This is a genomic window from Idiomarina sp. HB, from assembly GCF_048059115.1.
Taxonomy (GTDB): Bacteria; Pseudomonadota; Gammaproteobacteria; order Enterobacterales; family Alteromonadaceae; genus Idiomarina; species Idiomarina abyssalis.
On sequence record NZ_JAYLVU010000001.1, the window covers coordinates 188,078 to 201,852 of the forward strand.

At 46.0% G+C, this 13,775-nt stretch carries 12 protein-coding genes and 2 tRNA genes; 10 read left to right on the forward strand and 4 right to left on the reverse strand.

Going from position 1 to position 13,775, the window contains the following annotated elements:
• Positions 1–6: 6 nt before the first annotated feature.
• Together zipA and ligA are read left to right on the forward strand one after the other, a co-directional pair.
• Positions 7–906 (forward strand): cell division protein ZipA, encoded by a 900-nt coding sequence (gene zipA, locus VBY75_RS00985; RefSeq protein WP_416510632.1) that lies wholly within the window; start codon positions 7–9, stop codon positions 904–906.
• A gap of 12 nt (positions 907–918) precedes the next feature.
• Positions 919–2,931, forward strand: coding sequence for an NAD-dependent DNA ligase LigA (gene ligA, locus VBY75_RS00990; protein ID WP_416510634.1), 2,013 nt, complete (start codon positions 919–921; stop codon positions 2,929–2,931).
• Here the strand turns inward: ligA and VBY75_RS00995 are convergent.
• From VBY75_RS00995 to gloB, 3 genes are read right to left on the reverse strand one after another with little or no spacing between them, the layout of a single operon-like run.
• Entirely contained in the window at positions 2,928–3,434 is a 507-nt protein-coding gene (locus VBY75_RS00995; protein WP_222235523.1) for a hypothetical protein, read from the reverse strand. The two genes, ligA and VBY75_RS00995, sit on opposite strands and share 4 nt — an antisense overlap.
• Positions 3,435–3,442: 8 nt before the next feature.
• Positions 3,443–5,074, reverse strand: coding sequence for a LysM peptidoglycan-binding domain-containing protein (locus VBY75_RS01000; protein ID WP_416510637.1), 1,632 nt, complete (start codon positions 5,072–5,074; stop codon positions 3,443–3,445).
• Positions 5,075–5,122: 48 nt separating this feature from the next.
• Positions 5,123–5,884 carry a hydroxyacylglutathione hydrolase gene (gene gloB, locus VBY75_RS01005; RefSeq protein ID WP_416510639.1) on the reverse strand — a complete coding sequence of 254 codons (762 nt, stop codon included), beginning with the start codon at positions 5,882–5,884 and terminating at the stop codon, positions 5,123–5,125.
• Between the two features lie 74 nt (positions 5,885–5,958).
• Between gloB and VBY75_RS01010 the strand changes: the two genes are divergently transcribed.
• On the forward strand, positions 5,959–6,714 hold the full coding sequence (locus tag VBY75_RS01010; RefSeq protein WP_222235520.1) for a methyltransferase domain-containing protein: 756 nt from the start codon (positions 5,959–5,961) through the stop codon (positions 6,712–6,714).
• Positions 6,715–6,729: 15 nt separating this feature from the next.
• On the forward strand, positions 6,730–7,119 hold the full coding sequence (locus VBY75_RS01015) for a rhodanese-like domain-containing protein (RefSeq protein WP_054488326.1): 390 nt from the start codon (positions 6,730–6,732) through the stop codon (positions 7,117–7,119).
• A gap of 1 nt (position 7,120) precedes the next feature.
• On the opposite strand, the gene rnhA is transcribed toward VBY75_RS01015, so the two are convergent.
• A complete protein-coding gene (rnhA, locus tag VBY75_RS01020; RefSeq protein ID WP_054488324.1) occupies positions 7,121–7,594 on the reverse strand; it encodes a ribonuclease HI in 474 nt (157 codons plus the stop codon).
• A 51-nt stretch (positions 7,595–7,645) separates the two neighbouring features.
• Here rnhA and dnaQ point away from each other — a divergent pair, with 51 nt between their 5' ends.
• The 6 genes from dnaQ to VBY75_RS01050 all read left to right on the forward strand — a co-directional run bounded on the left by dnaQ (position 7,646) and on the right by VBY75_RS01050 (position 13,767).
• Positions 7,646–8,353: a DNA polymerase III subunit epsilon gene (gene dnaQ / locus VBY75_RS01025; RefSeq protein ID WP_054488322.1), complete on the forward strand. Its 708-nt coding sequence runs from the start codon at positions 7,646–7,648 to the stop codon at positions 8,351–8,353.
• A complete protein-coding gene (locus tag VBY75_RS01030; protein WP_416510643.1) occupies positions 8,338–9,666 on the forward strand; it encodes a TIGR03503 family protein in 1,329 nt (442 codons plus the stop codon). Before dnaQ ends, VBY75_RS01030 begins: the two co-directional genes overlap by 16 nt.
• A 140-nt stretch (positions 9,667–9,806) precedes the next feature.
• Positions 9,807–9,883 (forward strand) — tRNA-Asp (locus tag VBY75_RS01035).
• A 25-nt stretch (positions 9,884–9,908) separates the two neighbouring features.
• A tRNA-Asp gene (locus VBY75_RS01040) sits at positions 9,909–9,985 on the forward strand.
• 208 nt (positions 9,986–10,193) lie between these two features.
• The gene (locus VBY75_RS01045) at positions 10,194–12,371 is read left to right on the forward strand and encodes a M3 family metallopeptidase (RefSeq protein ID WP_416510645.1); all 2,178 of its coding nucleotides are present in this window, start codon (positions 10,194–10,196) and stop codon (positions 12,369–12,371) included.
• A 100-nt stretch (positions 12,372–12,471) separates the two neighbouring features.
• Complete coding sequence (locus tag VBY75_RS01050) at positions 12,472–13,767, forward strand: NAD(P)/FAD-dependent oxidoreductase (protein ID WP_199494177.1); 1,296 nt, start codon at positions 12,472–12,474, stop codon at positions 13,765–13,767.
• The last annotated feature ends 8 nt before the right edge of the window (positions 13,768–13,775 follow it).

The following is a 13,775-nucleotide window of genomic DNA, read 5'->3' on the forward strand; positions in this document are numbered from 1 at the left end:
GCGAAAATGGGCAGTTTACAAATTACCCTTAGTATTCTTGGGATTCTGGCAATAGCCGGCATTGTTGCACATGGCGTCTGGAAAATACGTAAAGGCAATGCGCAACAGCGTCAACGTGAACAACGCGTCGCTGAAAATAGGCAACAACAGTCGTCAGCTTTTGATGACGACGGTATAGGCGAAGTACGTGTCGTTAAACATAAGGCGGAAGAAGCGGCAGAAGCCAAAGAGTCTGTTGCGCCTGAACTAAGCTCTTCGACCTCAGAGAAAGAGGACGACAACGAGCATATTGAACAAATGTCGATGGATTTAGATCGTGATGACGAGCTTTCCGAGTCACTACCCTCTATGCGTGTCAGTAATGAAGAGCAAGTTGACGTTGAGCAAACGGAGCTTAAATTCGACGATAACGACGAACATGACGAGGAAGTCGAGCAGTACGAAACGTTAGAGGAAGATAATCAGAAAAACTCTGAAGATTTTGAGGCGGTTCCGGAAGAAGTTATAGCCTTGCATGTTAAGGGGCCGGTACAAGGCGCTGTCTTATTGCAAATGATGACGGAGCTGGGCTGTAAGTTCGGCGAGCTTGGTATCTTCCATCGCTATGAAAATACGGCCGGTACGGGACCGATGATTTTCAGTGTGGCGAATATGTTCAACCCGGGAACTTTTGATCTGGATAATATGGAAAACTTCGAAACTGAAGGTGTTGCCTTTTTCATGGCGTTACCCATGAAGTTTGACGGCCAGCAAGCCTTTAATATGATGCTTAATGCGGCTAAGAAGCTCGCCACCGAAATTCCGCAAGGACAGGTTTTGGATGGGCAGCGCCAGCTATTGACCCGCCAGTCGATTCACGAAGCTCGCCAACGTATTCGTGAGTTTGAACGTAAACATTCAGCTTAACTACAGGTCATTATGAATCAGTCTGTTTCCCAGCGTATGCAAGAGCTGGAAGAGTTACTTAATCGTTACAATAAAGAATACTACGAAAACGACGAACCAAGCGTACCTGATGCTGAGTATGACCGTTTATTTCATGAGCTAAAGGCATTAGAAACTGAGCGTCCCGATTTAAAAAATGCTTCGTCGCCCACGATGAAAGTTGGCGGGAAGCCGCTCGGTCAGTTCAAAACAGTTCAGCATGAAGTCCCTATGTTATCACTGGATAACGCCTTTTCCGTTGAAGAGTTTGAAGCGTTCAGTAAAAGAGTTGAGCAGCGCTTAGATACTAATCAAACAGTGACTTTTTGTTGTGAGCCTAAACTCGATGGTGCCGCAGTTAGTCTCCTTTATGAAAATGGGCTATTAGTACGAGGGGCAACACGTGGCGACGGTCAAAGCGGCGAAGACATTACAGAAAATGTGAAAACCATTCGTAATGTGCCACTAAAGCTTTCCGGCGATGTTCCCGAACGGCTCGAAGTGCGCGGTGAGGTAGTGATGCCGCTAGGTGCTTTCGAACGCTTCAATGAACAAGCTCGTTTGCGCGATGAAAAAGTGTTTGCTAACCCGCGTAATGCGGCAGCAGGCAGTTTGCGGCAGTTAGATTCTAAAATTACGGCTAAGCGGCCGTTGCATTTCTATGCTTACAGTCTGGGGTTAATTTCGGAAACCACTCAATTACCTGATAGTCATTATGTGCGTTTACAGCAACTGAAAGACTGGGGGCTGCCGGTCAACATTGAAATTAAAACCGTTGATTCAGTGCAGGGCTGTGATGACTACTATGAATCTATTTTAGCGCGTCGGGACTCTCTGAACTACGATATCGATGGTGTCGTTTTTAAAGTCGACTCTGTTCGTTTGCAACAAGATTTGGGCTTTGTAGCCCGGGCTCCGCGCTGGGCTATTGCTCGTAAGTTTCCTGCGCAGGAACAGCTGACGACGATTACCGGAGTCGACTTCCAGGTTGGCAGAACAGGCGCTATTACTCCTGTAGCACGCTTAGAGCCGGTTAATGTCGGAGGAGTAACGGTATCGAATGCAACCTTGCACAATGCTGATGAAATTGAGCGTTTAGGTGTGCGAATTGGTGACTGTGTGAGTATTCGTCGCGCCGGAGACGTGATTCCGCAAGTTGTGAGTGTGGTAAAAGATAAACGTCCTGAAAAAACCGAAGCTATTGAGTTTCCTCTGTTCTGTCCGATTTGTCAGTCAGATATTGAGCGAGTCGAAGGTGAGGCTGTAGCCCGGTGTACGGGAGGCTTGTATTGCGCGGCCCAGCGCAAAGAAGCGATTAAGCATTTTGCTTCTCGCAAAGCCATGGATATCGACGGGTTAGGCGATAAAATTGTAGAGCAACTGGTTGAAAGAGACTGGATAAAGTCACCTGCGGATCTTTATCGTTTATCAAAAGCCGAGTTGGCAACTTTACCCCGAATGGGCAGTAAATCTGCTGAAAATCTTCGAAATGCGATTAAAGCAACACAAGAAACAACGTTAGCCCGTTTTATTTATTCATTAGGTATTAGGGAAGTGGGTGAAGCGACGGCCAACGCGCTGGCAAATCACTTTAAAAACCTGGATGCGCTCGTTGCAGCTAATAGTGAGCAGTTACAGGAAGTCCCGGATGTAGGGGCTGTTGTAGCGCACCACATTGTGTCTTTCTTTCATGAATCTCATAATCAGCAGGTTGTGGCGGAACTAAGGAAGTTTATTTCCTGGCCGGAAGGCGAAGACGCCAGCTCTGTTCAAAGTGATCGCCTGGCGGGTAATACTTATGTTATTACCGGTACTTTGTCGACGATGACTCGTGATGAAGCAAAGTCGGCGCTTGAAGCGCTGGGAGCAAAAGTCGCTTCCAGTGTTTCTAAAAAGACAACGGCTTTGGTTGCCGGAGAGAATGCTGGTTCGAAATTGACTAAAGCCCAGTCCCTTGGGCTTTCAATACTTGACGAAGATGCATTGCATCAGTTGTTAAAAGACTAGCGCCCGCGGGAGCTCAGGTCTTTTAACAGGCCTGAGCCATTGATATCAATAATGCCTTTTTCTTCGTCGAATTCAAATTTGATCGTAGGGTGTGTTGTATCCAGCAAGAAACTACGGTCATTAATTTGTACGCGCAGATGCCGAAGAGGTTCCTCTTCATCAAATTCCTGACGGTGATTCACACTGATTTTATGCTCACCAATATTTAATTCAAAACCTTTGAAGAAGCCGTTAGCAAATTCAGCTACATAAACTTGCCCCTGCTTATTAACGAACAGGTTGAGAATATAGTTCGGCGGCATTTCTGAGGTCCGCATCTGAGATTTTCCTGCGGTGAAAATAATGGTGTCATAAACCTTTTTATATTCGAAACCAAAATTTAAAGGCTCAGTGCGACCCGAAGGGTAAATGACTTTCCCGCTTCCCTCTGCTTTCCAGTCAGCTAAAGTTTGCGCACTAAAAAGTAATGCTATAACGACAAAAACAAATTTTAAGTTATTCATAGGTTGCCTCAACTACTCACCTCAGTGACATTTACTTTTAACTTAAGCATTTGCCCTGGCTGTAGATAACGATTGCGCTGAATATTATTCCATTGCTCTATTTGACGAATGGTGACATTAAATTTATCAGCAATCCTGGCCAGTGAGTCACCGGTGCGTACACGGTATCGGATATTACGCATAATGCTGTTGATACCGCTTTGTACTGCCGAAGAGGGTTCAGATTCCGTCCAAACCACCAATTCTTGCCCTGGTCTTAAATAATCACCAGGAGCCATAGAATTCCAACGTGCTAAATCTCGTAAATTAACGCTGTAAGCACGGCTAAGATCCCATAGTGTATCACCCGACTGAACAACGTGCTCTAGACGTTTACCCTGACGTTTTTGGTCTTGACGGTCTTCACGTCGTTGATCCTTAGATAGTTTATAGTTGTCGATATTCAGGGTTGCAACAGGCACTAACAGATGTTCACCAGCACGGATGATATGACTACTGATATCATTCACCTGTTGAATGACGTCGACCGATGTATTGTATTTACTGGAAATGGTTAACAGGCTTTCACCGGATTTAACCTCATGGCGCGTCCAGCTCAGCCAGTCTTTAGGCTCAGTTTCACTTAATGCCTGTTTAAACTTTCCCGCATTCTGGTGAGGAAGAAGTAAACGATGAGGGCCGTTTGGTGCCGTTGCCCAACGGTTATAACCTGAGTTGTATTGGTGCAGGGAATCCAGCGGCATATCAGCCATGTCGGCAGCTAAAGCTAAATCAATTTGCGCCGGAGTCTCAACCACTTCCAGTTTTGGCTGGTTTTCAATGGGGTACCACGTGATACCATACTCTTCACTGTTGGCGAGTATTTCTGATAACGCAAGCAACTTGGGTACGTAAGCTCTTGTCTCGCGCGGCAGAGACAAGTTCCAGAAGTCAGTTGGTTTGTTTAATCGTTCATTTTTTCGAATAGCGGCGGCAACACGGCCTTCACCCGAATTGTAGGCTGCAAGGGCATGCATCCAATTGCCGTTAAAGTAACGGTGTAACGCTTGTAAATAGTCTAACGCGGCATGAGTTGCTGCGAAAACGTCACGGCGACCGTCATACCACCAGTTGATGTCTAACCCATATTGGCGCGCTGTACCCGGAATAAATTGCCAAACACCCGAAGCACTGCCGTGGGAGTATGCGAATGGGTCGAAGGCACTTTCTACTATCGGCAATAAGGCCAGGTCAACCGGCATGTCGCGCTTTTCCAGCTCTTCAACAATTAAGTGAAGGTAAGGCTCGGCTCGCTTAGCTACGCGGTCCAAATATTCGGGGTGACTCGCATACCAGTTGCGCTGGCTTTGTACTCTGGGTACATCCGGTACCTTAAAATGCAGCTGCTGCCGAATTCTTACCCATAGGTCATCCTGCTCCTGAGGTGTCAGCTCGACAGGTTTGGTCGCAGCAACTTCCTCTTCAGCGGGCTGGCTAATCACTTCTTCAGGAATGGGTGTTAATTTGAGCTCAGATGGCTGGTTGGTTTCTATCGGGTCGTTGTCGCTAAACAGCATCGTGTTTTGGCAGCCACCTAATGCCAGGCCACTGGCTACCATACAGTACTTAAACCATGTGTTCTTTCGTTTGCTGTTTGTCATGCGTAATTTACTTCCGATAATTATTAAAATCTTGAGGAGTTTAAAGAATCACGCGTTATCTTTCCACTGTCTAATTGTGTAAAAAACGTCCTCAGGAGTGTTTTTTACACTTCCGGCATGTTCACTGGCTGCTGCAATAACACTTTTTTGATCAAAACGAAGAAAGGGATTAATGGCTAACTCCAGCTGTAACGTACTCGGTAGAGTAATTAGGTCTTGCTCACGCAGCATTTTGACCTTTTCGGCATAACTTTGTAGTACAGCGTTGTTTGGCTCAACTTTTAATGCAAATGAGAGGTTTGCCTGGGTGTACTCATGCGCACAGAACACTCGGGTTTCACCCGGAAGCTTGCGTAGCTTTAAAAGAGAATGGGTAAACTGTTCTGGTGTGCCCTCGAACATTCGGCCACATCCGCCAGAAAATAGCGTGTCACCGCAGAATAGGAAACCTGGAGTATAAAAACTAATGTGATCTAAAGTATGTCCCGGCGTACTAAAAACCTGCCATGAAGTGCCGCCAACCGTTACTGTGTCACCCTCGCTGACCGTTTTAGTTAAGGTTTTTATTTCAGGGTTATTCGGGCCAATGACCTGACATGGAGTTTCCTGGAGCAATTCAGCAATACCACCTGTGTGATCGTAATGGTGGTGAGTGACCAGAATAGAATCAATACTTTTATTGTTTTGTTTCAGCCATTGTTGAACGGGTTTAGCTTCTCCAGGGTCTACAATAATAACCGTGTCATTATTACTGGTTTCAATCGCCCATATATAATTGTCATCAAAAGCTTCAATTGCATGAACTCGCATGTTAACCCCTATAACGCTAGGATGAGAAACCCAGCGAGTAAGTTGAAGATAAGTTCATAATACAGGAATTAGCCGTGTTAATTAAACCAGCGTACTCAAAAATTGATTTAGCAGCTCCGGAAGATTGGCAGCAAATGGCTTGTGGGCAGTACATGGTGGAGCAAACGGCTGAGCTTATCCGGTCTCATCAACGCAGGTTGAAACCAGGAAAGACGGTGGCAATTAGCTCATTGGGGCCGGGACTCAATGAGTGCTTTAGAGGTAACGCAGACTGGCTGACTTTAGGTGCCGCAGGAAAGGTGGCGGTGCGCAGTGAGCTGACTGACATGGCGCTAAAAGAAGACAGTGTGGATAACCTCATTGCTCCTTTTGTCCTTGAATTTTGCCAAAACCCACACAAGCTATTAAGAGAGGTTACTCGAGTTCTGGACGATGACGGTGTGCTGGTGTTGACGGGCTTTAACCCATATAGCCCGGCAGTAGCGAGTGGATTCTTTGTTCGTCATAAAAAGAGCTTTCCCTGGTGTGGGCGATATTTTACGTTGATAAGAGTAAAAGACTGGCTGGAAGTTTTAGGGTTTGAGGTGCTTGAGTCTGAATTTTATGTTTCACACTTTTTACACCACAGCGAACACAGAGGAAGCGACTGGTCAACAAAGCTGAGCGAAGTGATACCGGGAATGCGCGCCGCTTACTTTATTGTGGCCAGGAAACAAACTTTAATAACTCGATTGAAACCCTCGGTTCAGCGCAAACAGCTTGCCGTAAATGGAAGACAAACGGCAGCGGCAATGACGACAAAACAGTTTTCAAAATCTAAACGCAATTAAAGAGGTATTGAATTTATGATTACAGCACAAGAGTTATGTGGCAAAGCGAAATCTAATGTAAAAGAAGTAACAACCGATGACTTACAAAAGGCAATAGAGCAGGGCGCTCGTGTCATCGACGTGAGAGAACCTGCGGAATACGGTCAGGGTCATATTCGCGAAGCAGTGAATATGCCCCGGGGTGTGCTGGAAATGCAATTGAATCAACACCCCGATGTGGCAGGTTATGATAATGCACTTGAGCGCATTGCTGAGAAGCCTCTGTATCTTATTTGTCGCACCGGTGGGCGTTCAGCTCTGGCTGCGGAAAGTCTTCAGCGCATGGGATTCAACGACGTTTATAGCGTCGATGGAGGGATGAGTGCCTGGCAGGAGAAAAAACTGCCGGTAGTTGCCGGCGAGTAATTTACTCGCCTTCAAACCCTTTATCTTCTAGTAGTGGCTCGCGCGTTGCGGCGTTGCGGGCCAGTTCATCACAACGCTCATTTTGTTTATGTCCGGAGTGGCCTTTAATCCATTTCCACTCTACCTTATGACGACTAACTTCCTGATCCAGTTGTTGCCAAAGATCTTTATTTTTTACCGCTTTACGTGCCGACGTACGCCAACCATTTTGTTTCCAGCGTTGCATCCATTGTTCAATGCCTTGTTTTACATATTGACTGTCCGTTGTAAGAATAACGTGACATGAACGTTTTAGAGCACGTAAACCTTCAATAGTAGCCAGCATCTCCATTCGATTATTGGTTGTTAGCTGATACCCCTGGCTTAGCTCTTTGTGATGTTTGCCATATTCCAGCACGGCACCATAACCGCCTGGACCGGGGTTCCCCAGGCAAGAGCCGTCGGTATATAAATGAACAGTTTTTGAGTTCGACATGTTACTTGCTACTATATCCATTGTTTTCAGCGAGTATATCAGGATTTCAGCATGCGTCAGGTCGTATTAGATACAGAAACTACCGGTATTGACCCTGCCAAGGGCCATCGAATTATCGAAATTGGCTGTGTGGAGCTTATTAACCGCAAATTAACCGGTAATCATTTCCATGTTTATATTAATCCTGAGCGGGTGGTTGAGCAGGAGGCCATTGAGGTTCATGGAATAACGAACGACTTTCTGACCGACAAGCCTGTATTTGCTCAGGTTGTCCACGATTTCATCGAGTTCATTAAAGGTTCGCAGTTAGTGATTCACAACGCACCTTTTGATGTGGGTTTTATGGACGCTGAGTTCAGCCGTATAAGACCGAATGTCGGCTTAACGAATGACTACTGTACGGTACTGGATACTTTGCAGTTAGCGCGCGAAATGCGGCCAGGGCAAAAAAATAATTTGGATGCTTTGTGCCGTGCCTTTGGTGTTGATAACTCGTCTCGTGAACTGCACGGCGCATTGTTGGATGCTGAAATTCTGGCTGATGTTTATTTAATGATGACAGGCGGTCAGACAGATTTGAACTTGGCTAGCCACGGAAAAAATCATCAGGATGGTTCGCAAAAAGTTGAGCACCAGCGAGTGACTAACCCTCCGGCATTAAAGGTTTTACGCGCAACGGCCGATGAAGAAGCATTACATGAGGCGCGTTTAGCGCGAGTTAAAGAAGAAGGTGGGCGCTGTCTGTGGCAAGACTCTTAGCTTTATTACTGGTTCTGGCGACTAGCTCAAAAGCACTCGCGATACAGAGTTTTAGTGATGTTGACTCTAAAGAGGAAGTTGAAAAGCAGGCGATGAGCCTGATAGAGGGCGATATTACCAATAAGTTGCCAATTAAAGGCCAACGCTTTCGTATCGACGACAATGTCGAGGAAATTACCTTACTGTTTTTTCGGGAGCCGGGCAGTAAACCTCTGGTTTTGATAAAACCGGATGGCAGTAAATGGTATGACTCACGCTACCCAGAAAATAAAGTTACGTGGTATACCGATCCTAATTTTGACATTATTCGAATTAAAGAACCTCAGCCGGGTCCATGGCAGGCTGCGGGTCGTATCGATGAAGATAATAAAGCATTGGTAATTTCTGATATTCGTTTTGAAGCCGAACCGTTGCCGAATCCTTTATTTCAGCATGAAGAGCTAAAAGTTGAGGGTAAGCTCTATAATGGCGATGAAATAGTCGAAACTGCACGTTTTCGCCAAACGGTCATATTAGATGTGCTTTTTGTCAGCACGAATAACCCGGATTTTGATAATTTTGGTGCTAATCCAGCGCGGGTTGCCCAATTTGAAGATAATGGACGGGGACACGATGAGCAAGCTGGTGACGGTGTTTTTACCGGCTTTTTTAACCTGAGTGTTGAACCCGGTGAGTGGATGGCGACTTATGAAATGACAACACCGTTGTATCAACGAGTGTTTGAGTTTGGCCCGCTTGAAGTTGAGCCCTTGCCAGTTGAATTTGAAGTTATCCAGTCTGAATCTGTCGACGAGAATCACCGGTTGCAGATTGAAGTGGATGACAACTGGATAGACCCAAACAGTTTGATTATTAATGGTGAAACAGCTTTTCCTAATGGTGAAGTACGTAAATTCACTGTCAGCGAAACCGAAGGGTTTCCGCACCATGTTGAGATTGCAAACCTGGCCTTTGGTAAGCATTTAGTCGACTTGGATATTTTTGCGACGACTGCCGATGGTAGGGAGTTTGAGGCCAGAATTGACGACTTCAGCTTTATTGCAAAAGAGCCTCCACCACCTGAGCCTACCGCAGCCGAACTTGCTGAGCAGCAGCAAAGAGAATTAGAGCGACAGCGGGAGCAGGCTCGCCAGGAACGAGCAATAAAAGAAAAGCAGGCAATGACGAACCTGATCATCATTGTTGTCGTAAATTTTGTTTTGATTGGACTGGCTTTGTTTGCGCTGTGGTGGTTTAAATTCAGACAAAAGAAAGTATCCACTGAAGCGGCTAATCCTGAAACAGGAAATGCAGAGAAAAGTGGTAAAAAATGACCTTTGTGGTTAAAAAAGCGCAGATCTGAATATAAATCAGACAGTCGGCAAAAATCTTTAAAAAAAGTGTTGACTCATTTGCCCCTCACTCGTAATATGCACGCCGCGTTGAGGGAGACTTCAACGTGTAGTACTAATGCGGAGTGGTAGTTCAGTTGGTTAGAATGCCGGCCTGTCACGCCGGAGGTCGCGGGTTCGAGTCCCGTCCACTCCGCCATTTAGTACGCCCCCAAGAATTTTGCGGAGTGGTAGTTCAGTTGGTTAGAATGCCGGCCTGTCACGCCGGAGGTCGCGGGTTCGAGTCCCGTCCACTCCGCCATTATTCTGTTTAATCTCCCTATATTATAGATTTGCCTTACCATTTTATCCATTACAGTACGCCTGTATTTCCGTGATCACAGTTTGTTTCACATTTTTACCCTGCAGATCATGCTTTTTGCCGTTTAACTCTTGAGCCAAAGCTTTCCTGGGGCTAGAGTATTGTCACCAAAATCACAATGACATAACAAAGACAACGGGAGATACCCATGCGTAAAACTTTACTGGCTGTAGCTGTGGGCGCAGCAGTATCGTTGGGAGCTTGCAGTGATGCAAATAACTCATCAACTACTGAAAACCAAGCTGCATCTGCTGACAGCAGTCAACAAGCAACAGCATCAAACCCTTTCTTCGAGGCAAGCTCATTGCTTTATCAAGCTCCTAATTTTGATGCCATTGAGTTCAAACATTTTGAACCTGCATTTGAGCGTGGTATGGAAGAGCACATGGCCGAGATTGAGGCTATTGCGACAAACTCAGAAGATCCTACGTTCCAAAACACCATTGTTGAGATGGAAAAAGCGGGAGAAATTCTTAGCCGCGTAAGCTCAGTATTTTATAACCTTTCATCTTCTAACAGCAGCGATGAAATTCGTGACTTACAAGGTAAGTTAGCACCTAAGATGGCGTCGCACCGTGACAATATCATGCTAAACGCAGACTTATTTGCGCGGGTTAAGCAGTTATTTGATAACCGTGAATCATTGGAACTGGACTCTGAATCTGAGCGTTTGCTGGAAGACACTTATAAAGGCTTTGTTCGTGCTGGTGCGGAACTGAACGATGAGCAAAAGCAGCAAATCCGGGATATCAACAAGGAACTTTCAAGTTTAACCACTGAGTTCCAGAAGAGCTTGATGGCGTTGACGCAGGAAAACGTTATTGTCGTAGATACTAAAGAAGAGTTGGCCGGATTAAGCGACAGCCAGATTGCTTCTTTGGCAAGTGCGGCAGAAAGTCGTGATATGGAAGGCAAGTATGCAATTACTCTGACAAACACCACTCGTCAGTCAATTCTTACTGATCTGGAAAATCGCGAATTACGTCAGAAAATCTGGGAAACCTCAGCGAATCGTGGCTCAGGTAATACCGCGACTGATACTCGTCCTATGGTTCAGCGTTTAACTAAGCTTCGTGCTGATAAAGCAAAACTATTAGGCTATGACAGCTGGGGTGACTACGTACTAGCCGATAACATGGCGGGTACTCCAGAAGCTGCTCAGTCAATGCTGCGTGACCTGGTTCCGGCTGTTGTCAGCAACGTAGAGAAAGAAGCGCAAGAAATTCAGGCAATGATTGAAGCAGAAGGCGAAGATTTCGAATTGAAGCCTTGGGACTGGTTCTATTACGCTGAGAAAGTGCGTGAAGAGAAATACGCAATTGACGCAGACGAAGTAAAACAATACTTCGAATTTAACCGCGTATTAGAAGACGGTGTCTTCTACGCAATGAACCAATTGTTTGGTATCACCTTTGAAGAGCGCAACGACATTCCGGTTTATCATGACGAAGTGGTTGTGTATGAAGTAAAAGACGTTGACGGCTCAAGTATTGGCTTGTTCTATGCCGATTACTTTACTCGCGACAGCAAGCGTGGCGGTGCCTGGATGAGCTCATTCCGTACTCAGTCTGAGCTGATGAACCAGAAGCCGGTTATCCTGAACAACATGAACATCACTAAAGCGCCGGAAGGTGAACCAACCTTAATCAGCTTTGATGAAGTATCAACTATGTTCCACGAAATGGGACATGCCTTGCATGGTATGTTCTCTGACGTTAAATACCCGTCTCAGGCTGGTACTTCAGTACCTCGTGACTACGTAGAGTTTCCATCCACTTTCCAGGAAGACTGGACACTGAACGAAAAAGTTATCGCGAAGTATGCGAAGCATTACGAAACCGGTGAGCAGATACCTGACGAACTGCTGCAAAAAGTACTGGATGCACGTAACTTCAACCAGGGCTTTGATACCTTAGAGTATCTCTCTGCTGCATTACTTGACCTTGAATACCACACTGTGGAGCCAGGAACTGAGATTGACGACGTTGCGGCATTTGAGCAAGAGGCACTGGAGAAAAACGGTGTAGCCGTTGAAGCGGTACCACCACGCTATCGTTCGACTTATTTTGCTCACGTATTTGCCGGCGGTTATTCAGCGGGTTACTACGCTTACATGTGGAGTGAAGTGCTGGCGGCCGATGCGTTCAAACACATGGGAAATAATGGTGGCTTAAGCCTCGAAAACGGTCAGGCTTTCCGTAAGGAAATTCTGTCGAAAGGCAGCAGCAAAGATCCTATGCAGCAGTACATCGACTGGCGCGGTCAGGAGCCGACTGTTGAAGCTCTGCTTGAACGTCGCGGATTGACAGACCCAAGTATCGACTAAGTCATACTGAAATAATTTCGACTGAACAGTCGTTATCTAAAGCCACTGGCGTTATCATCGTCAGTGGCTTTTTTATTATCTGCAGATAGGCGAGGCACAAATGCAAGAACGGATTGTCATTGTTGGTGGTGGTGCAGGTGGACTGGAGTTAGCGACCATGCTGGGGAGAAAGCTGGGTCGTAAAAAGAAAGCAAAGATTACCTTAATTGATCGTAATAGCACTCATTTATGGAAACCGCTATTACACGAAGTTGCTTCAGGTGCGTTAGATTCGCGCCTGGCTGAGCTGGATTATCGCGGGCAAAGCGCTCGCGAAGGCTTTCAGTTTCTGGTTGGCACTTTAGAGTCGGTGGATAAAGATGAAAAGTCGATTCAATTAGCGGCGATAAAAGATGAACAGGGTCATGAAGTGTTAGCGCCGCGAAGCATTCACTACGATAGATTAATTCTTGCGATAGGCAGTGTTACCGCGGACTTTGGAACTCCCGGAGTTGGTGATCACTGTTATTTCCTGGATTCATTGCGCCAGGCAGATGAGTTTCACGAACACCTGCTAAATGAATTCTTACGGGTAAATCAGTCAATTGAAGATGGTAAGGAAACGAAATTATCGTTGTCTATCGTTGGCGGCGGCGCTACTGGAGTTGAATTGGCAGCGGAGTTAATTCACTCGGTTTCGTTGCTATCGATTTATGGTTTGTCTTATCTGGACCAAAAGCATTTTGAAGTACGTTTAATTGAAGCCGGTAAAAGATTATTGCCTGCTTTGCCTGAACGCCTGTCGAAGTCAGTGGAGAAAAAACTAAAGTCGCTTGGCGTCGAAGTTATTCTGGATAACCCAGTGACAGAGGTTAAAGAAAACACACTGGTTCTGTCGGAAGGCGAACCGATTCAGGCAAACCTAATGGTTTGGGCGGCAGGAGTCAGGGCGCCGGATGTGGTTAAGGAATGGGGCCTGACTGTTAGAAAAAATAATCAGATTGAAGTTAACGAGTACCTTCAGTCGGTATCTGATCAAAGTATTTATGCCATAGGCGACTGTGCGGGCTGCAAAATCGATGATGAGCGCTGGGTGCCGCCCAGAGCACAGTCTGCGCATCAAATGGCAGAGTGCTTGTATGACAATATTGTTCGTGAATACAAAGGCAAGTCAGCCAAAGCATTTAAGTATAAAGATCGCGGCTCGTTAGTTTCATTAAGTCGTTTTTCTGCTGTTGGCAACCTGATGCAAAGTAAAAGTTTATCAATGTCGCTTGAAGGCACGCTGGCGCGTTGGGCTTACGCCAGTTTATACCGGATGCACCAGAGAGCCCTACATGGCTGGTGGAAAATGTTGCTGTTGTTGATGGTGGATAAACTGAACCATGTGGTAAAACCGCGCCTGAAGTTACACTGACGATATAC

Excerpts from the sequence above, each read along its gene's own strand:
- zipA (WP_416510632.1), top strand. The coding sequence starts at position 7 with ATGGGCAGTTTACAAATTACCCTTAGTATTCTTGGGATTCTGGCAATA.
- ligA (WP_416510634.1), top strand. The coding sequence starts at position 919 with ATGAATCAGTCTGTTTCCCAGCGTATGCAAGAGCTGGAAGAGTTACTT.
- VBY75_RS00995 (WP_222235523.1), bottom strand. The coding sequence starts at position 3,434 with ATGAATAACTTAAAATTTGTTTTTGTCGTTATAGCATTACTTTTTAGT.
- VBY75_RS01000 (WP_416510637.1), bottom strand. The coding sequence starts at position 5,074 with ATGACAAACAGCAAACGAAAGAACACATGGTTTAAGTACTGTATGGTA.
- gloB (WP_416510639.1), bottom strand. The coding sequence starts at position 5,884 with ATGCGAGTTCATGCAATTGAAGCTTTTGATGACAATTATATATGGGCG.
- VBY75_RS01015 (WP_054488326.1), top strand. The coding sequence starts at position 6,730 with ATGATTACAGCACAAGAGTTATGTGGCAAAGCGAAATCTAATGTAAAA.
- rnhA (WP_054488324.1), bottom strand. The coding sequence starts at position 7,594 with ATGTCGAACTCAAAAACTGTTCATTTATATACCGACGGCTCTTGCCTG.
- dnaQ (WP_054488322.1), top strand. The coding sequence starts at position 7,646 with ATGCGTCAGGTCGTATTAGATACAGAAACTACCGGTATTGACCCTGCC.
- VBY75_RS01045 (WP_416510645.1), top strand. The coding sequence starts at position 10,194 with ATGCGTAAAACTTTACTGGCTGTAGCTGTGGGCGCAGCAGTATCGTTG.
- VBY75_RS01050 (WP_199494177.1), top strand. The coding sequence starts at position 12,472 with ATGCAAGAACGGATTGTCATTGTTGGTGGTGGTGCAGGTGGACTGGAG.